The sequence below is a fragment of the Halobacillus sp. H74 genome, assembly GCF_052246715.1.
In the GTDB taxonomy this organism is placed as follows: domain Bacteria; phylum Bacillota; class Bacilli; order Bacillales; family Halobacillaceae; genus Halobacillus; species Halobacillus litoralis_A.
The window spans coordinates 175,528-195,313 of sequence record NZ_JBQQCI010000004.1; the positions used below are offsets into that span (position 1 = coordinate 175,528).

At 43.2% G+C, this 19,786-nt stretch carries 20 protein-coding genes; 15 read left to right on the plus strand and 5 right to left on the minus strand.

Annotated features, from left to right (window positions below; translation table 11 throughout):
* Positions 1-272: 272 nt before the first annotated feature.
* The 6 genes from ACTWPX_RS10175 (at position 273) to ACTWPX_RS10200 (ending at position 5,085) form a co-directional block, all read left to right on the plus strand.
* Positions 273-1,532, plus strand: a complete 1,260-nt coding sequence (locus ACTWPX_RS10175) for a hypothetical protein (RefSeq protein WP_443119666.1) — start codon at positions 273-275, stop codon at positions 1,530-1,532.
* A 23-nt stretch (positions 1,533-1,555) separates the two neighbouring features.
* Positions 1,556-2,110 carry a signal peptidase I SipW gene (gene sipW, locus ACTWPX_RS10180; RefSeq protein WP_443119667.1) on the plus strand — a complete coding sequence of 185 codons (555 nt, stop codon included), beginning with the start codon at positions 1,556-1,558 and terminating at the stop codon, positions 2,108-2,110.
* Between the two features lie 69 nt (positions 2,111-2,179).
* Complete coding sequence (locus ACTWPX_RS10185; RefSeq protein ID WP_443119668.1) at positions 2,180-2,773, plus strand: CalY family protein; 594 nt, start codon at positions 2,180-2,182, stop codon at positions 2,771-2,773.
* Positions 2,774-2,835: 62 nt separating this feature from the next.
* Positions 2,836-3,528 carry a TasA family protein gene (locus ACTWPX_RS10190; RefSeq protein ID WP_443119669.1) on the plus strand — a complete coding sequence of 231 codons (693 nt, stop codon included), beginning with the start codon at positions 2,836-2,838 and terminating at the stop codon, positions 3,526-3,528.
* Between the two features lie 41 nt (positions 3,529-3,569).
* Positions 3,570-4,196: a class D sortase gene (locus ACTWPX_RS10195; RefSeq protein WP_443119670.1), complete on the plus strand. Its 627-nt coding sequence runs from the start codon at positions 3,570-3,572 to the stop codon at positions 4,194-4,196.
* A 97-nt stretch (positions 4,197-4,293) separates the two neighbouring features.
* Entirely contained in the window at positions 4,294-5,085 is a 792-nt protein-coding gene (locus tag ACTWPX_RS10200; protein ID WP_443119671.1) for a DUF6612 family protein, read from the plus strand.
* Between the two features lie 99 nt (positions 5,086-5,184).
* On the opposite strand, the gene ACTWPX_RS10205 is transcribed toward ACTWPX_RS10200, so the two are convergent.
* On the minus strand, positions 5,185-6,165 hold the full coding sequence (locus tag ACTWPX_RS10205; protein ID WP_443119672.1) for a TIGR00341 family protein: 981 nt from the start codon (positions 6,163-6,165) through the stop codon (positions 5,185-5,187).
* 276 nt (positions 6,166-6,441) lie between these two features.
* Between ACTWPX_RS10205 and ACTWPX_RS10210 the strand changes: the two genes are divergently transcribed.
* Both ACTWPX_RS10210 and ACTWPX_RS10215 read left to right on the plus strand, forming a co-directional pair.
* Positions 6,442-6,675: a hypothetical protein gene (locus ACTWPX_RS10210; RefSeq protein ID WP_443119673.1), complete on the plus strand. Its 234-nt coding sequence runs from the start codon at positions 6,442-6,444 to the stop codon at positions 6,673-6,675.
* A gap of 150 nt (positions 6,676-6,825) precedes the next feature.
* Entirely contained in the window at positions 6,826-7,002 is a 177-nt protein-coding gene (locus ACTWPX_RS10215; protein WP_443119674.1) for a hypothetical protein, read from the plus strand.
* 228 nt (positions 7,003-7,230) lie between these two features.
* Here the strand turns inward: ACTWPX_RS10215 and ACTWPX_RS10220 are convergent, their stop codons facing one another.
* A complete protein-coding gene (locus ACTWPX_RS10220; protein ID WP_443119675.1) occupies positions 7,231-7,929 on the minus strand; it encodes a FadR/GntR family transcriptional regulator in 699 nt (232 codons plus the stop codon).
* 452 nt (positions 7,930-8,381) lie between these two features.
* On the opposite strand from ACTWPX_RS10220, the gene ACTWPX_RS10225 reads away from it, so the two are divergent.
* From ACTWPX_RS10225 to ACTWPX_RS10250, 6 genes are all read left to right on the plus strand, one after another.
* Complete coding sequence (locus tag ACTWPX_RS10225) at positions 8,382-9,449, plus strand: tartrate dehydrogenase (protein ID WP_443119676.1); 1,068 nt, start codon at positions 8,382-8,384, stop codon at positions 9,447-9,449.
* Positions 9,450-9,458: 9 nt separating this feature from the next.
* On the plus strand, positions 9,459-10,214 hold the full coding sequence (locus ACTWPX_RS10230) for an SDR family NAD(P)-dependent oxidoreductase (RefSeq protein ID WP_443119677.1): 756 nt from the start codon (positions 9,459-9,461) through the stop codon (positions 10,212-10,214).
* Positions 10,215-10,237: 23 nt separating this feature from the next.
* Positions 10,238-11,674, plus strand: a complete 1,437-nt coding sequence (locus tag ACTWPX_RS10235) for an aldehyde dehydrogenase family protein (RefSeq protein ID WP_443119678.1) — start codon at positions 10,238-10,240, stop codon at positions 11,672-11,674.
* Positions 11,675-11,792: 118 nt separating this feature from the next.
* Positions 11,793-12,080 carry a YhdT family protein gene (locus ACTWPX_RS10240; RefSeq protein WP_443119679.1) on the plus strand — a complete coding sequence of 96 codons (288 nt, stop codon included), beginning with the start codon at positions 11,793-11,795 and terminating at the stop codon, positions 12,078-12,080.
* The gene (gene panF / locus ACTWPX_RS10245; protein WP_443119680.1) at positions 12,077-13,549 is read left to right on the plus strand and encodes a sodium/pantothenate symporter; all 1,473 of its coding nucleotides are present in this window, start codon (positions 12,077-12,079) and stop codon (positions 13,547-13,549) included. The genes ACTWPX_RS10240 and panF overlap by 4 nt, the downstream gene beginning before the upstream one ends.
* 3 nt (positions 13,550-13,552) lie before the next feature.
* Positions 13,553-14,770, plus strand: coding sequence for a M20 family metallopeptidase (locus tag ACTWPX_RS10250; RefSeq protein ID WP_443119681.1), 1,218 nt, complete (start codon positions 13,553-13,555; stop codon positions 14,768-14,770).
* A 108-nt stretch (positions 14,771-14,878) separates the two neighbouring features.
* Here ACTWPX_RS10250 and ACTWPX_RS10255 read toward each other — a convergent pair whose 3' ends face one another.
* The 3 genes from ACTWPX_RS10255 to ACTWPX_RS10265 form a co-directional block, all read right to left on the minus strand.
* Positions 14,879-17,260 (minus strand): immune inhibitor A domain-containing protein, encoded by a 2,382-nt coding sequence (locus ACTWPX_RS10255; RefSeq protein ID WP_443119682.1) that lies wholly within the window; start codon positions 17,258-17,260, stop codon positions 14,879-14,881.
* Between the two features lie 384 nt (positions 17,261-17,644).
* Positions 17,645-17,833 carry a hypothetical protein gene (locus ACTWPX_RS10260; protein ID WP_128525776.1) on the minus strand — a complete coding sequence of 63 codons (189 nt, stop codon included), beginning with the start codon at positions 17,831-17,833 and terminating at the stop codon, positions 17,645-17,647.
* A 33-nt stretch (positions 17,834-17,866) separates the two neighbouring features.
* Complete coding sequence (locus ACTWPX_RS10265) at positions 17,867-19,126, minus strand: helix-turn-helix domain-containing protein (protein ID WP_443119683.1); 1,260 nt, start codon at positions 19,124-19,126, stop codon at positions 17,867-17,869.
* Positions 19,127-19,360: 234 nt separating this feature from the next.
* On the opposite strand from ACTWPX_RS10265, the gene ACTWPX_RS10270 reads away from it, so the two are divergent.
* Complete coding sequence (locus ACTWPX_RS10270; RefSeq protein WP_443119684.1) at positions 19,361-19,699, plus strand: hypothetical protein; 339 nt, start codon at positions 19,361-19,363, stop codon at positions 19,697-19,699.
* Positions 19,700-19,786 lie beyond the last annotated feature (87 nt).

Sequence of the window (19,786 nt, forward strand, 5' to 3'; positions counted from 1 at the left end):
TTTTTTTAGAACAATTTTGTTCTAAAAAAAGAAAGGTAAATGTATAAATTGAGTAAAACTTAGAAAAACGAAGGTAATAGTAGTTTATTTGTTCTTTATAAAGGAAATTTAGCTTTTTTGAGTGTTTCCAAAATATGAAGCATCGGATATACTCAGGTTAACAAATTCTTAATAACGAACAAAATTAATTTTAAAAGAACGATGCGGTGAAAGGGGGCGATCCTCTGGAGCGAAGGAAAGATTCAATTAGCCGGAAAAGGAAAGTGAAACGGTTGAAAAAAGCCAAACAGATCACCTGTAGTGTAGCCATCAGTTCCCTGTTAGTCGGAACCAGTTCACAGTTGTTCGGTAAAACGTTAGGAGCCTTCAATGATTCTGAGACGACAGCTTCAAAAATACAAGCGTGCGAAGTATTCCCAAGCTACATAAATGAAGTTTTCTCAGAATTGAACGATGACCTGCTTCGCTATAAAAAAGACTTGAAGCGGCTTCCGGAGATTTCAGCTCTTGAGTCTGTTTATGAACCTGCTGCTGAATGGAAGGATTATACGACTCCCCAGCTGAAAGAGGAAGTTACCAAGATTAATGCCGGCATCAAGAGCTTGCAGGAAACCGAAATTCACTTAGGTGAAACATTATCTAAGAGTGAATCTCTGGCTGGCGATTTAGAACAAAGAGCGAATACGATTTATAATCTGCTAAAAAAAATTGAAAAGTTTCCAAGCCGTGCGAGTGTTTCGTGTCTAGAGGATGAGTATCCATTAACTGCCGGGGCGCTTGCCGAGTTATTCAAACAGAACAAGCTGAGTCATCCTCAAATCGAGCATCTCTTAGTCTATTATCACACAATCCAACTTGGTAAGAGTGGGAAACCGGAGATCAATCAGGCCGTTTGGGAAAGTTTTCTGGCATCGATAGACTCTGAGATAAATCCTCTCAAGGACGAGATCGATAGTGACCTTGAGGTTACCCTTAAAAAAATCAAAGGGTTAAATAGTGATCTTGAGGCTGTTGAAAAATTATTGAAGAAGAAAGAAAAAGTAAAAGAAGAAAAAGAGAAGGAAGAGAAAGAGAAGCAGAAAGAAGAGAGTGCTAAGAAAGATGAGGCAGATGCTTCACCTGATGAAGAAGCAAAGGATGACAAATCAAGTGATCCTGCTAAAGACGAAGTGAAGAAAGATGAAAAACAGGATAGTGATAGTCAGGAAGGCAGCAGCGACTCGTCTGAATCATCCGATTCGAATCAACAGGAAGACCAGAAAGCAGCTGAGCCAGATAAAGAAAAAGCCGATAAACCAAAAGATGAACAAAAGAAAGAGAACAAGGAAAAGAAACAAGATAAAACAGATGCTTCTGGCCAAGAGGAGAAGAAAGAAAACAATTCTTCGAAAAAAGCTGACACTGCCGAGACAAAAGTCAGAAAAGATGAAACAGGTGAAAAGCCTGATAAGAAAGAAGCAAGCAAGGCATCTTCAGATAAGGACGATGAAGATGATGAGCAAGAAATTAAAGAAGATAAGGTTAAGCCTTAATTCGAACACAAAGGGGTTTGGTGATGAAGAACATACTAAGTACGGCGATGACATTTCTACTCTACGGGATTTTGATCTTCATGGTCGTCATCGTCGCAGTATCTAAAATATCTGGTGGAGAATCCACGTTCATGGGGTACCAATTGAAAACAGTGCTTTCCGGGTCAATGGAACCTACCTTCCAAACCGGTTCTATCATAGCGGTCGAGCCAACAGAAGATGGGGCCACCTACAAAAAAGGGGACGTCATCACTTTTCTTAAAGAAGAAGGCGTGCTTGTCACTCACCGGATTCTCGAAGTTAAAGGATCAGGTGAAAACACCAGCTACATTACCAAAGGGGATAATAATGACGGAGCCGATTTGGAACCCGTTCTAGCCAGCAATGTCGTCGCTAAATATGTTGATTTCACGGTTCCATATATAGGGTATGTCATGGATTTTGCAAATTCTAAATTAGGTTCACTTTTACTTCTGGTTGTGCCAGGTGTCGGATTATTCAGTTATGGGTGTTACTCGATCTGGCGGGAAATTTCCAAGCTGGATGATAAATCGAAAGAAGAATCAGCAAAAGCTTAACGGTTGTACTCCTTGTACATAACAAGGATTCAATATAAAAAAACATAAATACTTAGAGGAGGAAGATGTATGGGTTTGAAAAAGAAATTAGGTTTAGGTGTTGCGTCGGCGGCTTTGGGATTGTCTTTGGTTGGTGGAGGAACGTTTGCCTACTTCAGTGATTCAGCTGAGGCGAGTGGATCATTCGCTGCAGGTACGCTTGATCTATCTGCGGAACCAACTACAGTTATTGGGGTAGATAATCTTAAACCTGGAGACACGATGCTTCGCTCTTTTGATCTAGTCAATGGTGGCAGCTTGGATATTGCTAGTATTAATTTAGTTACTGATTATACAGTATCAGGTGCCGGAAATAATAATGGAGATGACTTTGGAGATCATATTCGAGTGAATTTCCTACTTAACGCAGATAAGTTAGATGCACCGATCTTCTCCACTACCTTAGCTGACTTGAAAGGTATGAGTCCTGATGTAATAGAAGGAAACATCTTTAGTGGATGGTTGGCTGAAAGAGGAGGGAACCTTGCTGCAGGTACTTCCGACACATTATATGTACAATATGAGTTTGTAGATAATGGAGAGGATCAAAATCACTTCCAAGGAGATTCCTTATCTCTTGAATGGACATTTGAAGGTGAACAGGGCGCTGGAGAAGCTAGATAATAGTGTTTTAAAAGGTGGGGGATCTCCCCCGCCTTTTATTAATAAATTAAAGGAGATTACATATGAAAAACACCCCTCTTTTTCTTAAAATCTTCAGCATTTATAGCCTGCTTATTCTATTATTTGTCCTCTTCCAACCGATTGGATCAACTCAAGCGTTAGAAAACGCATCAACGATTGATCTATCAACCTCACATGAACGTGTCATGGATATCGAAAATTTCAAACCGGGGGATTATGCCGTCCGGACTTTGACACTCGACAATAATGGCACTTCAGACCTTCACTATAAAATGACTTCTTCTTTAAAAAGCGGATCAGAGAAACTCTACAATCAATTACATTTGACGTTATCGTTCGGAAACTCGAATGTGTTCAGTGGTTCTTTATCAGACTTTGAAGGGATGGAAGCGCGAAGATTAAATGCGCAAAGTTCAGATGAGTTGTCACTTAGAGTGGAATTTCCTTATGAATCCGGAAATGAATATCAGGGCTTAGCAACAGAAGTCATTTTCCAATTCGTTGCCGAAGGGGATATAACTCCAAGTGCCGGTTCTGATTCTGACAATGGCGGCACACCCGAATCGCCGAATACACAGCCTGTATCTTCCGGAGGAGGTTTATTGCCTCAAACAGGTGAAGGGTCCCCATACTTGTATTACCTTATTGGCGGGTTGCTTTTGGCAGCGGGAACTTCGCTGTATGTCAAAAGTATCATCGTGAAAAAACGTAAAATGGCTGGAGCAGAATCATAAGATGATTTTGCTCTCTTTTTCATATTAAGGAGGACGGCAGAATGAAATGGATAGCGGTCGTAATCATTCTCATAGGGATTGGAATTCTGTCTTACCCTTTTTTTAATGATCAATATGATTCGTATAAGAAAAATCAGCTGATTGAACAATTTGAAGCCGGGGAGGTAAGCGCAGCAGCCCCACCTGAAGTTAAGGATGATTTACAAGAAGTGAGCCAGCTGCTTGAGGAGGGAGAGGCGAGTGACTTTTTTTTCGCGAATGATGAAAAGGAGACGAATTTAGTAGGCACGATTGAAATCCCTCGTATCCAACTGGAACTGCCTGTACTGCAGGGGGCAAATGCCGACAATCTTAAATATGGAGTGGGGCATATGAATGGGACGGCCGCCATTGGCCATAATGGTAATGCAGCACTGGCTGCCCACAGGGGATATAGTGATGGCAAGCTTTTTAACCGGTTGGATGAAGTTCAGCAAGGTGACATGGTGGTCATTAACACGACAGAGGGGAAATATGAATATAGAGTCAAGGAGTCCTTTCTTGTGACTCCTGATGACTTATCCGTATTGGAGCAACCAAAGGGAGAAGCTATGTTGACTTTAATTACCTGTGATCCGGTTCCTGATCCTACGCACAGGCTGATTGTAAAAGCCGCTTTAGTTGAATGATAGCAAAAATGTTGTTGCGCAAAGCAAGATCGGGTTTCATAAATATCTTTTCGTATTTAATAGGATGCAAGTGGAATAAAAAAGAGGAGGAACGTGAGTGAAGAAACTAGTTACAGGTGTCCTGATTGTCGGAGGAGTCGTTACGTTAGTCGCATTGAGTGAAACCACTTCATTCGGGGATGGTTTTAATGGAAAAGATGCCGTTCCTGTAGTATCGAAAGAAGTACAAGTATCGGTGGAGGCTAAGGAACTCTTGCGTCAATCAGCAGAAGCGATGGCAGGATTGACAAGCTTCCATTTGGAAGGGGAAGTTGTGGAAGAAAGCAATGATAATGTAAAGAAAACGACTGTGCTTTCAGCAGATTTGGTGTTAGATGAAAATCCCGGCCTCCATACGAAATCAACGACCACATCTTCAGGTGGTGAAGCTGCAGTGATCGAGATGTTTGTGAGTGAAGAATCGATGAACATTAAGACAGGAGACCAGTGGGTTTCAGTTCCGATGCCAGAAGGCCAATCCTCCAATATATTGAAAGGATTTAAAGGCGTGCAGGTCGATGAGCTTGTGGGCGAAAATATGCAATGGGAAGTGCAGGATAAGGGCGATCAATATTTGATTACTTCTAATGAAGCAGCACCAAAACTGAATGATGTGACACCAGGAGTTGTCAGTGAGCTGATGGGGGAAAGCGGAAATGAAGATGAGACTACTGACGGGAACGTGGAAATCACAATCGATAAAGAAACCTTTTATCTTACAAGTCTGACCACCACCTATGACACTGATGACGAAACACACACAGCAAAGCTGACCATCATTGATGTGAATCAAGTGAAAACACTTACGAAACCAGAAGGTCTTGGGGATGGAGGCAGCAATCTCAAGTAGAAGATAGTGGGAAATTCAACTAAAATACGGTCAAAAAAGAAACAGGTAGCCCCCGAGTGAGTTCAATTGGGAGGATACCTGTCTTTTATTACTTATGGATCAAACGAATTTAATAAATATGATAGCCGTCGTCAGTACAATACAGATAGAGGAAATATATAGAAGAGAAAGTTTACGGGAGTTATTCGCTTTCTGTATATCCTGCCAGTTGTTCGGTTTAATGCCACTAACCCAGAATACGATCACAGCCGACAGAAGGATTGAATTGACGTTGACCATCAGCAAAAGAAAAGGAACAACCGCTTCTTCCCACTTCCCCGTGCCGAGAATCATGCCGAATACGACTGCAGGCGGCAGTAAAGCAACAGAGACCATTACACCAACAAGAGCTCCCTCGTTCCTTTTCACAAAAGAGAGTGCTCCGGCGCCACCTGCTGCGAGGGCTGCAACGACATCAATTATTTGAATGTCGGTCCTGGAAAGAAACTCAGTACTATACGCAGGAGGTTGAAAGAAAAAGCTGAAAACAGTGGCCACTAAGATGGGAATTCCTACTCCGAATAAGGAGGTAAGTAAAGATTTGCGCATTAACCTGAAATCCCCAAGAACGGAAGCGAAGGAAACTGCGGTAACGGGGCCGATGATAGGCGCAATGACCATGGCTCCAATGACAATGGCCGGGCTGTTTTTTATAATACCGACCGTCGCAACAATGGAGGAAAAAATGATGAACCACATATAGCTGATACTTGTATAGCTTGATACTTCAACAGCTGTATATAACTCATGCCGGCTGGCCCGCTCTAAATCTTTCTCTTTATCCTTTTGTTCGTCTTCTTCGCGAGGGAGAAAGGTTTTGACAGGTAGCAACATGACCTGATAAGCATTCTTCTCGATGGGCATTTTCTCTAAATAATTGAGAATTTGTTCTACATCATTTGTTTCTACTAGAATCCTTGTCAGCATTCTTTCTTCTGATTCTTTGAAAGTCCAATGAGCTACTACAGGAAATTTCCTTTTGATCTCTTTCATATCCAAGAAATCCATGGGTGTATATACTTCAAGTAATTGTAAATTCATGTGATATCCGTCCTCCATCATCAAAGACAATCTTAGGACTCATTGTTGCCATATTTTTATCTTCGTAACGGAAATAGTACAGTTTTCATCTAAAATTCGCCGTTTTTCTTGTTTTCGGTTAATTTAACTGGACAGTCGTTCTTGATTGATAAGGTGTTGTAAATGGCTGGTCGTGATAGGGTAGTTAATTTTTTGTGATTTAGTCAGCGAAAATAGAAGGTGTTATCATAAAGAAGACTTCAAAAATATGGAACAGAACAAAGGAGGCATCCTTACATGTTCTTTAAAAATGACGAGAATGCCGATAAAAGAAGCACGGACATTGCAACAAGCGCAACTTTTATTTTTTGGTGTCTATTGTTTTTGCTCAACATGGGATCGGAGATGATTTTCAATAAAACGATAGTAGAGGATTCGTCGATTATGCTATTTTCAGGTTTGGTCATATTCTTCGGAACTTTATATGCTGTGAAATATTATCGGAAGAACCAAAAAAGAAAATTCTCGTGATGAAATGAGATCTTTCCTCAGGTCATCCAATATATGGATGACCTGAGGAAAGATCATTTTAATGAAGAGTTCTGACGTGGAAGAGGTCCACACGTTTTTGTTTTTCTTTCGTATTGTAAAATTATGTCTGTTTGAATAGGAGAGAATGACATGGGGGACTTGATTCCTTTTCGACCGTCAGGAAAAGGTGAGTTTAAAGAGGAATTTCAGAAAATCAATATGCACTTGAGCAAGATGGAAGAAGCGAAGTCGATGGATGAATTGAATTATCATTATGATCAAGTAATCTATATTTTTGAGAAACTAAGAATGAAAAAGAAAAGATGAATGATGACACATGACTTGAATGCTCAGAGAAAAGGCCGAGCAGGACGATTTTATCGTTCAACTCGGCTTCTTTATTTCGATGAGACATTTATAAATCAAAGAAATTCACTCTTTTCAGATAGGCATCGTTGATTCCACAAGGAGCGTTCGGTGGTGAGGCCGTGCCCGCGGCAAGCATCCACCGACAAGCGACCCGTGAGAGCCATTTAATAATAGAGACAGATTCTATCACTCCCTAATCATATCTTCATTATTCTTAATCATCCTCGTAATAGCTTCTTCAGGATTGAATAACTTCTCTCCTTTCAATATTTCCAAGTGTTCCTTATGGGTAGCAAGCGTCCGGCCGATGCCTTCCGGGTCCTTGAAATGGACCATCTTCGGACGGATCAATTCATAGATGGTACGTCCGATTTCTATCGTGAAAGGATTTTCTGCTTCTTCTAGAATGGCGTAATGGAATTCTAAATCGATGTCAACCAGATCCTCAGGGGTCAAATTGGGAGTCATGCGTTCCACTTGGGATTCGTACACAGCTTCGATTTTACTCAGATCTTTTTCTTTCTTGGTAATAATCATATTCATCAACAGCATTTCAAAGTGCTGACGGAATTCGATGAGCTTCTCGACGTTATGGCTATGCATTATCAAACTGAAAATAAGAGGATTCATGGTCAGTTTCGAGGAGTTATCTGTGATGAACATCCCTTCTCCGCGTTTGATTTGAATGACACCGATGGATTCTAGTATTTTGATGGCTTCGCGGACAGGCGTCCGGCTTACCCCTAATTGCTTGATCAATTCCACTTCCGTAGGCAGTTTATCTCCAGGTTTTAATTTTCCTTCTATTAAATAGTCTTTAATCAAAGACACGATTCCCATGGTTTTTGTTTGATTCTGATGGATTCTGTCGAATGAAATATCCAATATGACCATCCTCACTGATAAATATTTTAATAAATCAGAATTTTACATAAAATGCGTTTACATTATTCAAAAATTCAGATAATATACTATATATATTACATCATACGTATGATGTACGCACGAACAAATTGCAAAAACATTTGTCTGAAGCATATCTGTTACCGCACATGCTCGTCAATTATGAGTTTCTAAGTAAACCATCCACCCCTGCCAACATCTCCTGTAAAAGATATACCGATGGGAATCATATATCTTTCCACCATGACTAGCGTCCATTTTTCATCATAAATACAATTTTTCACATTTCGGCAGACTTCCCTTGTGGGAGTTCAATTGCTTGCTATTGCTGCTACGGATTTAAAAATAGTTCTACAATCATCCATTATGGATGGTAGCCCTTTTACCATTCTTAAGCTTTTGATTCATCCAACAATAATAGGAGGAGGATTTGTTTGAATACATACCGCATAGCTGTTTTACCTGGAGACGGAATCGGACCGGAAGTGATGGTTGAAGGAGTAAAGGTCCTGAAGGCTTTAGCTGAAGCTGATCCATCCTTCCAGCTGGAGATGACTTCCTTTGAATGGAATTCAGATTATTACTTAAAGCATGGACGGATGATGCCGGAGGACGGCTTGACCACCTTGAAGAATTTTGATGCCATTTTCTTTGGTGCCCTCGGCGACCGGCGCATCCCTGAACATATCCCGATATGGGAGTTGATCATGCCGATCAGAAAAAATTTCAACCAGTATGTGAACCTGCGTCCCATCAAGCAATTGCCTGGTGTGAAGAGTCCACTACATACGGAAAGCCCAATCGATTTCTACGTATTCCGAGAAAACGCGGAGGGCGAGTATTCCAACATGGGAGGGCGTTTGTATCAACAGATGCCGGAGGAAATAGCGATCCAAAATACGGTGATCACTAAAAAAGGTGTGCAGCGACTGGCCCGTTATGCGTTTGATTATGCCCGGAGGAATGATGTGACAAAGGTCGTAAACGCCACAAAATCCAATGCGATCATCCACTCCATGGGCTTATGGGATGAATCGGTGAAAGCCATCGCTGCAGAATACCCTGGTATAGAAGTGGAGGATGCCTATATTGACGCGCTGGCTGCGCATTTCGTCCAGCGCCCGGAGTCATTTGAAGTCATTGTCGCCTCCAATCTATTCGGAGATATTCTATCAGACCTCGGCGCAGCTCTTGTCGGAGGGCTGGGATTATCCCCATCGGCAAACCTTAATCCGGAGGGCGATTTCCCTTCTATGTTCGAACCGGTTCATGGATCGGCCCCGGATATTGCCGGGAAACAAGCCGCCAATCCGGTTGCTCAAATCTGGTCAGCCGCTCTGATGTTGGAACACTTAGGTAGGAAAGATCTTTCCGCAGTAATCATGAAAGCCATTGAACAGGTGGTGGCATCCGCCACGACTTTGACTCCTGACTTGAAAGGAAATGCCAGAACTTTTGAAACGGGAGATGCCATTGTCAAACAAATCCATCAACAAATGTAGGAGGACACTATGAATCTTCAAAATAAGGCGGTTGTAGTCACGGGAGCAAGCGGCGGTATGGGACAAGCCATTACGAAACGATTTTTAGAGGGAGGGGCGAAAGTAGCTGCCATTGACTTGCATGTCAATGAATTAGAAGAATGGGAGAACGATTATCCGGATCGGTTTGTAACTGTTTCTGCTAACCTTACCGAAGAAAAACAAGTAAAGGAAGCGGTAGAAAAGGCGACCGGTTTCTTAGGGGAGATTACAACGCTGGTAAATACATTGGGAATAGCCCAGTCTGCCACTCCCATCGATGAAGTGGAATTTTCCCAATGGAACCGTTTGATGGCTGTCAATACGACTTCTTTATTTCTCGTAAGTAAAGAGGTCGTGAAAACGATGAAAAAACAAGGAATGGGCTCGATCACCAATGTCGCCTCTATTGCTGCTGAACGACCTCGACCGGGGCTGAATGCCTATGTAGCATCCAAAGGGGGAGCAATCGCTTTTACAAAGGCGCTGGCGATTGAATTAGCAGAATACAAGATTCGTGTCAATGCGATTAATCCGGGACCGTCTGATACTAGTATGCTGGGCAAATTCAGTCCTGAAGGCGGGGATGTTGATAAGGTGAAGGAAGAGACATTCAAGAAAAGCGTACCTTTGGGTGAATTAGTGACACCTGAAGACATCGCAGAAGCCGCCTTGTACTTGAGTTCTGACGGTGCCCGGATGGTAACAGGGAGCGTCCTTAATGTAGACGGAGGCCGAGGCATTTGAACATAGGAGAGAGGAGTGAGAATATGAAGCGTATGTATGTCGGAGGCGAATGGATTGAAAGTGAAGGCAAGCAAACGATCACAACCAAAGATCCAGCGACTCAACAGATGACCGCTGAAGTGCCAAGAGGAGGAAAAGAAGAAATTCATCATGCAATCATGACAGCAAGAAAAACCTTCGAGTCGGACGAATGGCAGCATTTTGCCCCAGAGGAACGGGGCCGGATTCTTTATGAGATGGCTGCAAAGATTCGCGAATCTGCTGAAGAGATCGCTCAACTTGAAACGATGGATACAGGAAAGCCGATCTCTCAGGCTAGAAGCGATGCTGAAGCAGCTGCTCGCTATTTTGAATATTATGCCGGCATGGCAGACAAAATTTTTGGTGAAACCATTCCTGTCCAGGCGAACATTTTGGATTATACTGTGAGAGAACCGGTCGGTGTGACCGCTCATATTATCCCATGGAACTACCCGATTCAAATCGCCTCAAGGAGTACGGCAGCTTCCATTGCAACAGGGAATACGGTTGTCGTGAAGCCGGCGGAAGATACTCCATTGACGGCACTTAAACTAGCCGAGTTATTCGATGAAACGTCTCTGCCTAGAGGTGTGTTCAATGTTGTGACAGGATACGGAAATGAAGCGGGCGCTGCGTTAATTCATCACCCGGAAGTCGATCATATTACTTTCACTGGTTCGGTTCAGACTGGCACACTTGTTATGGAAGCTGCCTCCCGGAATATCGTTCCGGTCACTTTAGAGCTTGGAGGGAAGTCACCAAACATCGTCTTTTCTGATGCGAAGTTGGATGAAGCGGCTGATTGGGTCGTGAAGTCAGTCATTCAGAATGCAGGACAAACATGTTCAGCAGGCTCCCGGCTGCTCGTCCAGGAAGAAGTGAAAGACGATTTCATCGAACGTGTGAAGAACCGTATGCTTTCATTGAAATTGGGACCAGGCAAGCAAGATTCTGATCTCGGCCCAGTGTTGTCAGAAAAGCAGTTCGAGCGGATCGAAACATTTTTGAACATCGCCCGTACTGAAAACGCATCGTTTCTGGCTGGTGGTGAACGAGCTCATGTGGAAGGGTATGAAAATGGTTATTTCCTCGCACCGACACTCATCGATGGGCTTGATGTGAAAAGTGAAGTAGCCCAGGAAGAAATATTCGGACCCGTTCTCAGTGTCTTCACTTTCAAAGATGAACAAGAAGCGATCCAACTTGCGAATGCTACCCCATACGGGTTAGTGACAGGAGTGTGGACAGAGAATATCGGCCGTGGTCACCGTCTAGCGAAAAAAATCAGAGCCGGACAAGTGTTCATCAACAACTACGGGGCTGGTGGAGGGATTCAGATGCCATTCGGAGGATATAAGAAGAGCGGATTCGGCAGAGAGAAAGGGCTCGAAGCCTTAAGGAATTACACCACCCTGAAAAACGTTGCAGTCAAAATGTGAAGCCGGTTTTCTTCAGCACTCTTTGGAGGAGAACTTCCAGTTGAAGTTCTTAATTAAATAGGCGTTGGAGTAGAGGGAGACCCCCTTTGACCTGACGTTGTAAAAAGGAGATGGGGAGTTGGAAAAAGAAAGGAAGAAAAAACCAGATGAACGGTTCAAAATCGCCAACCGTGAAGCATTGATAGGTGTTGCTTTAGCCGTTTTCAATTTTGTCTGGTGGTTCGCTTTTGCTTACGGTCTCGGCGGTCGGACCCCTGAAAATTACTCGTATGTTTTCGGTTTGCCAGCCTGGTTCTTTTACAGCTGTGTGCTTGGATTCATCATCATGGCTGTACTCGTCATCATTGTCGTCAAATTTTGGTTTGTAGAGGTTCCGTTTGATGAAGAAGAAGGTGAGCAGACATGAATACACCTGTAGTCATATCACTCTTTATTTTTCTTCTTCTCATCTTTGCCATCGGTTTTTGGTCGAGCCGCTCATTGAAAAATGCGACCGGGGACTCATTTCTGCAGGAATATTTTCTCGGTGGCCGTCAGCTCGGCGGTTTCATCCTCGCTATGACGATGATTGCGACATATGGAAGTGCAAGCAGCTTCATCGGCGGTCCGGGGGTCGCGTACACAGAAGGATTCGGGTGGGTGCTTCTGTCGATGTCTCAAGTAGCTACCGGTTATTTTGTCTTAATGATCCTCGGTAAAAAATTTGCGATTATGGCACGTCGGTACAAAGCGGTGACGCTCATCGACTATTTGAAAGGGCGTTATCAAAGTAAGTGGGTCGTATTGACAGCCGCATTCAGTATCATCGTCTTCCTTTTTTCTGCAATGGCAGCCCAGTGGGTCGGCGGTGCAAGGCTGATTGAGTCCCTCACTGGTCTCAATTATACGACAGCTTTGTTTATTTTTGCTGTATCTGTCCTCGTCTATGTCATTATCGGAGGTTTCAAGGCCGTAGCCCTGACAGATACCGTCCAAGGGGTCGTCATGTTCGGTGGTACGCTTATTTTGCTAATCGCCACCATCGTTGCTGGAGGCGGAATCGGCAACATCATGGCAGACCTAACTGCTGAGAATCCGAATCTCGTAACCCCTTATGGAGCGGATGGGGGACTGAGTCCGACTTACGTATCTTCCTTCTGGATTCTTGTCGGTGTCGCCGTTGTCGGTTTACCACAAGTGACCGTCCGGGCCATGGCCTATAAGAATTCTCGTGCTATGCACCGTGCCCTCATTATCGGAACGATTGTCGTAGGGTTCATTATGTTGAACATGCACTTGATCGGTGTTTTCGCACGTCCGATCCTTCCTGGAATCGAAGTCGGGGACAAGGTCATGCCGTTGATTGCCCAGGAAGTATTGCCGCCCTGGCTTGCTGGTATTGTTTTAGCTGCACCAATGGCTGCGATCATGTCCACAGTGGATTCCTTGTTATTGCTTGTCAGTTCAGCTGTTGTCAAGGATGTGTATTTGAATTATATCAAGCCGGATGCATCACATAAACGCATCAAGCGAATGAGTTTCGGGGTTACCGCTGTCCTTGGAATTCTCGTTTTCCTCATGGCACTGAGTCCGCCTGATTTACTCATTTGGCTGAATCTGTTCGCCTTCGGGGGCCTTGAAGCGACATTCATTTGGCCGGTTGTCCTTGGACTTTACTGGGATGATGGAAATAAGTATGGCGCTTTGGCCTCGATGGTCGTCGGGATTGTTTCCTATATCATCGTCGATCAGTTTTTCCCGAATTTGTTTGGCATGCATAACGTCGTCGTTCCTATTCTGCTGTCCTTTGTCGCCTTTGTAACCGTCAGTTTGCTGACAAAGTCACTCATTCAAAACCAATCCGTTTTTCATGATCAAATTGAAAGGAGTGTTTAAAGTATGCCCAATACTCATATAGAAACGAGAAAATCACGAGATAAAGAACGTGTTCTCTCTTTAACGCAAGACCTCGTCCGTATACCGAGTGTATATAGACCAGGAGTTGAAGGAGGGAATGAGGAAAAAGCTGCCCTGTACGTTGCTGCCCACTTGAAAAAACTCGGCATCGAAGTTCAAGTGGAAGAGGTTGAGCCGGGACGCCCGAATATCATAGGCGTAGTCGACTCTGGAAAGCCGGGACGAACGCTTTTATTTGAAGGGCACACAGATGTGGTCACAGAAGGGGACCGTGACTCGTGGAAATATGATCCTTTCGGTGCTGAAATTGTAGGGGGCCGAATGTACGGCCGTGGAACCAATGATACGAAAGGGAACCTATCCTGTATGATTACGGCTGTCCAGTCCCTGCTTGAAGATAAAGAAGAATGGACTGGGAAAATCATTTTATGTATTCCGTGTGACGAAGAGGGCATGATGATCGGAATCAAACACTTCATCGAACAAGGATGGGCAGAAGGTGTAGATGGCGCTATCATTTGCGAGCCTGAGGAGAATCAAGTCTGCATTTCCCAACGAGGAGCGATGAGAATCGCATTGACCGCCTATGGAAAAATGGCGCACGGAGCCATCTCGTGGAGCGGCATCAACCCGAACTGGCGGATGGCGAAAATCATCGTCGAATTAGAAAAACTGGAAAAAAGGGAGCAAGAGCGTCTAGGAAAGCATCCAACCCTTGGCTGGCCAAGTATCACCCCGACCATCCTGCAAGCCCCTGCCAAAGGAGATGCGCAAGTCAATGTCATTCCAGAACAATGTATGACGACACTGGACATCCGTACCGTGCCAGGGCAGGATCATGAAATATTAAAAGAGGAAATCCAGCGAATTTTTGATAGACTCGCTGAAGATGACACGGATTTCAAAGCCGATTACAAGGTAATCGAAGACCGCCCCTGGACGTCGACGGAGAAAGAGGAACCGGTCGTGAAAGCCGTAGCAAAAGCCGTGCGGAAGGTCTTGAAAAAGGAGCCTATCTATAACGGCGTCCCAGGAGCGACGGACGGTACCTTCTTACATGTAGCTGGTGTACCAATCATTACTACAGGTGCAGGGGATCGGGAAGTCCCTCATCAAATTGATGAATATGTCGACATTGATGAATTGGCAGAAACGACAGAAATATACCGGCAAGCGGCTTTGAATTTTTTGCAAAGTTGAGAGAAGTGAAGTCAACCTAACAGTTCCTCTGTATTACAAACAAAAAAAGCATCCCAAGGGAAATCCCTTGGGATGCTTTCTTGTCATTAAATTAATTTTAAGCAAAAGTTATTTGAATATCAGTACCTGACCAACAGTACCATCTTCACTTTGTCCAGATACACGGAACTTCAGTCCATATTCAGGAACATTACGTCCGGCATCAACAAGGCCTTTGTTCGAGTAGTCTGCACTATCATCAAAAAGAGGTGTGCGCTTCGTGTAATTATCTTTCATTGTTACACCAAGAAGATCTCTGTAGTCCAAATACATTTTTTCAGACTTATCCAAGCTGAAAGCAGCATCATGGACTTGGAAACGAGTCGAACCAAGACTGCCGTCACTCCATTTGTTCGTGCGCTGGTCTGCATCCACGACACCTAAAAATCCATCCCCAGGGTGAACACCAGTCCAGTTTTCGGAATATTGATTATCCACGTACCAGACGACAAGTCCATCATCGAATGTCATCAGACTTTCGCCACGGCGGATATTCGCTAATCCTTCATCGACACCATTGTGACTGCGCCATTCCAGCAAATAATAGTGGTCGGAACGTTTTATGCCATCATTTTTCGTAAAACCATCGAGGGCAAACTTCGCGTCACCTTCTGCATCATCAAAGAGAACTTCTTCCCCGTCGACGACGATAGAAAGGTCATCAGCATAAAGGCCAGGGTTCGATACAGCGGCATCTGTCACATATTCGATAGCCACTTCCACCTCTTGGCCAGCATATGCAGACAGGTCGAATGAGGCATCAATCCAACCGTCAGAGTTCCCTGTAATGCCATGCCCAAGGTTTGAACCATTAGGGTTCGTGTTTGTAGTTATGTCGCTCGCTACCGTATCACCGTTTACAGTTACATAAGCATAATCCCAGTCTGCTTCAATGTCATACCATGTTTTGAAGTTGAAGGTAGCACTTTCAGCATCCGTCAAATCTACAGTTGTTGTTAAAACATTGTTTAAACTATCTGCACTGCCGGAGAAGTACTCATATTCACCGCTGAACGGTTCGTTGATGACCGTTTCTTTTTGTGGCAGATTGACTTTGACGACATCATTGTTCGTCCCTTTTGTGTTCGCTTCATCTAAAAGGAATTCCATGCCTTTCTTATCGACGTCTTCAACACTGATTTCTGTACCGGATAACCAGTTTCCTTCGGTACCCTCACTGTCTACGACTGCAGAGGCTTGCAGCATTTCTTTCGCGTAAGGACTGAATCCTGTAGGCATCGTCCCTGGAATATCTCCAGCCCAGCTACCGCTTGACATAATGGACCAATAGCTGACCGGTTCGCCTTCACCAGTGTACTGTGTATCATACTCATCTGGCAGTCCAAGGTCGTGTCCGAATTCGTGGGCCATAACACCGACTGCTCCATCTTCAGGTTCAATCGTATAATCATAAGCAGCCATCGCTCCATCCCAATAATCAACGGATGCTTCCGTGCCTGTGATTGGTGTAACGCCACTTAGATTCCAGCGGTGAGACCAAATGGCATCAGATCCAAGCGAGCCGCCGCCAGCTTCCTCGCCGACACCTGAGTGGATGACCATCAAGTGATCGACCAGGCCATCTGCTTCCAAGTAGTTCCCATCGCCGTCCAGGTCGTAGCGATCCCATTGATCATAATCAGAAATGTCGACAGATGGATCAGCTGCAGCTAATTCCAAAGCTTCTTTGACAAGTCCTCGAGGATTGACGTCACTGCCGTCTTCCGTCGGATAATTTCCTCCGTAAGCAGCTGCAGGTTGACTTGCTGTGTACCATCCAGCCACTTCGCCCTCTACGGAATAACTGCCTCCCGATTGCTGTTCATAATATTGTTTCATAGATACATAGTTTTTTCCGTCAGGGCCTGTCCATCCGCCATTTCCGAATAGCATGTCCTGATAGTGCTCGCGGGAGTATGCACCTTCCCCTTCATAATACATATCGGTCTCCTCAGGTGAGAGGGAATTGTGAGCCTTATCTGGGTAATCAACTAAAAGGACAAGGACCTTATCTGTCCGCATTTCACCATTATAAGCTTCTTTTTCAACCCCATCAGGAGTACCCGCTTTTCCTAGCTTGTTTCCTTTTCCATTGGTCAAACTGTCATTGTCCATCGCTTCTTGCAGTTTTTTCTTAGTTTCTTTTTCTTCATCATCAAAGTGGCCTGTCGCTTTTTCTGCTGATGTTGATTTGGATTTCAAGAACTTTTTCAGGCCTTTTTCAGCTTCCGCGGGTGTTGCGTCTTTTGAAATCTTACCGCTTTCCTTCAACATCTCAATTAAACGTTCATCATTGGCAATGGCTGCATCGAAAGGCATCCCGCTTTGGGTATGCGATTTATGTACATGCTCATGTCCGGTCGTTGGTGTGTCGAATGCACTTACGCTCATGGGCCCCACAGCTAAAGCTAATGCTAGAGCTGATGTTACAATTTTTGACGTCTTTTTCAATAAAATTACCCCTTCCTATTTTATACTTTTTTATCCTACATTTACTAATTTACCAAATAGGGAGAAATAAGCAATATAATGTACTAAAAATTCAGAAAAATAAGAAAAAAAGACTAAGTTTTTTACCGAAATGGATGATAAATCCACAAATTTCGGCAAATGTTTTAGTGAAAATTCATGACAATCAGTGTGCTGGATGTGACTTTTATTTTGAGAACCTTAAAAAAATAACCCCAGTAAAATACCGGGGTCACCTATTAAAAGCCTGGCTCTTTCTATCGAACAATCCATACTTAAGGGTGCAGTTCAATCTATAAGGATACGGATCTATCGTTTTATGAGTAAATTCCATGTTTGGCCGCCTGAAGAGAGACGACATAAGTATTAATTGCTGAAAGGAAGTTCATCCCCGTGTGGGTTGACTGCAGGTGGTTCGGGATGATCTTGTTGCGCAACTTCGCTATTTCCTTTTCCATTATTACTATTGTTGTTCACAGCATCAGCGGCGACCACGGAAGCAGAACTTCCCAATAATACAAAAACGAAACCGGTTATAATTATAAATTTTTTCATTCAATAATCCCCCTTAAAGAATAATAGCATTTGTTAATAGTCCACAACTTGATTGCAATCCAGCGCTAATTTGTAATAGGACGCAGCTTTTTTATATCCCCCCTTTGCTTCATAGTATTCTCCTAAAAATCGCGAATACCTTTCCATTTCTTGGATTTTTCGATGTTTTTTTAAAGATGGCAGAAACTCTTTTTTGACATATTCCTCCCATTTCTTTTCATCTGCTTTAAGGAAGTAATAGAAGAACCAGAACTCTTTCGTCAGATTATTGTCTTGGGGTAATTTCTCAGCGAAATATAGGTGAGTATTGAGTTCTTTGAGGCATTCTCCGGTTTTCTTTTCCTGACTATACACAAACAGTAGCAACACCAACGATTTAAAATAACTGAGACTTGTTTGATTTTTATACTTCATAGCTTTCATTAAGTAGGTGATGGAAAGGGATATTTCCCTTTTTCGTAAATGCATGGTGGCCATATTATGGTAAATGACACCAAGATGATCCGTATCATCAATTTCTTCCGCTAATGTTTTGGCTTTTTCAAAGTTAGACAGGGCGAAATGTACATCACCGATATTGCTAAAGCAAATCCCGATGTGGATGTGAATTTTTAAACACTGCCGGGGTTTATAATTGTTTTGAAAGACAGTGAGAGCGGACTGCGCATATGAAAAGCTGACTGTTTCTTTCCGATCGACATATAAGGACAAAGCATAGAGGAAATACAGGTCGGCCTGTTCTAGTTCACTTAGATGGATGGAAGAATACTCGGCTAACCCCTTTTCGAAGTATTTTTTAGCTTTCTCTGCATTATTGGTGATCCAATAATAGTTCCCTAGATGTTTGTAGTAAAAGAAGCGGTTTCTTGATGATAACGTATCGTAGAAATCGTTCATGAATCTTAGGGAATGATCCAAATCATCGTATGTATTCAAAATTATTGCTGCTCGAACTTTCTTTATATGATATTCGGCCTGGAGTTGTGTATTTGTAATGGGGTGTATCATAGGTTGTAGTTCTTTATAAATGCGTTCACATTCATCTTTTCTATTATCTAAGAGAGGCTCTTCCCATTGATGGAGGAGTTTTTCAATTTTTCCTTCATCTGATTGTATTTCTTCATAATCGATGCCGACTCTTTGAAGCAGCAACACAAGGGTCTCTTTTTCAACAGTTGTTTTATTGTTTTCGATTCTTGATAAATAAGAAGGTGAAACAATGGATTCGGATACTTCTTCCTGGCTCATGCCTTTTTTTACTCGATAGTACCTCAACACTTTTCCCATTTCCATATTCGATCACTTCCTTGATACATATTGCGCAAAGTTTGAAAAATGAAAGTACAAATCGTCAAATAAGTTCACGGACATGCGAAATACAGCTTTGAACAATTCAATGATACCATTGATTTAGAAATAAATGTGAAAAAATTAAGACAATTTGAGAGGGGGGATTAATGGGACGTATATACTTCTGCTGTTTGATAATTTGGGACATAGGGATATCAATGAAGGAGGAGAACAATAATGAAAAAACAATTGATTGCTGGTAGTTTGGCGTTGGGATTATTTATGGGAGGGACGACCGCCACTTCGGCTTTGGCGAGTACAGATGATATCGATTCGCAGTCTAAGATAGAGGTTGAAAATGTGACAGCAGACGATGCAACGCCTGAAGCGATTCCAGCTGTAGTTGGAGCTTATGCGCTTAAAGGGGCAGCAGTTGCAGGTGGTGCTTTTGTCGCCGGGGTAACAGCTAAAGCTGGAGCGGATGCTTATGATTGGGCAAAAGACCAATTAGGCGGCAGCTCTGTCAAGACGTCCCATGAAGATTACGAAGATGTGAAGGTCGTTTTTGACCAATAATTATTCATACTTAGATTATCACTAACAACGCAATTCACTGTCCTCTGCTTCAGGGGGCAGGTGAGTTGCTTATGGAGAGGTGACATT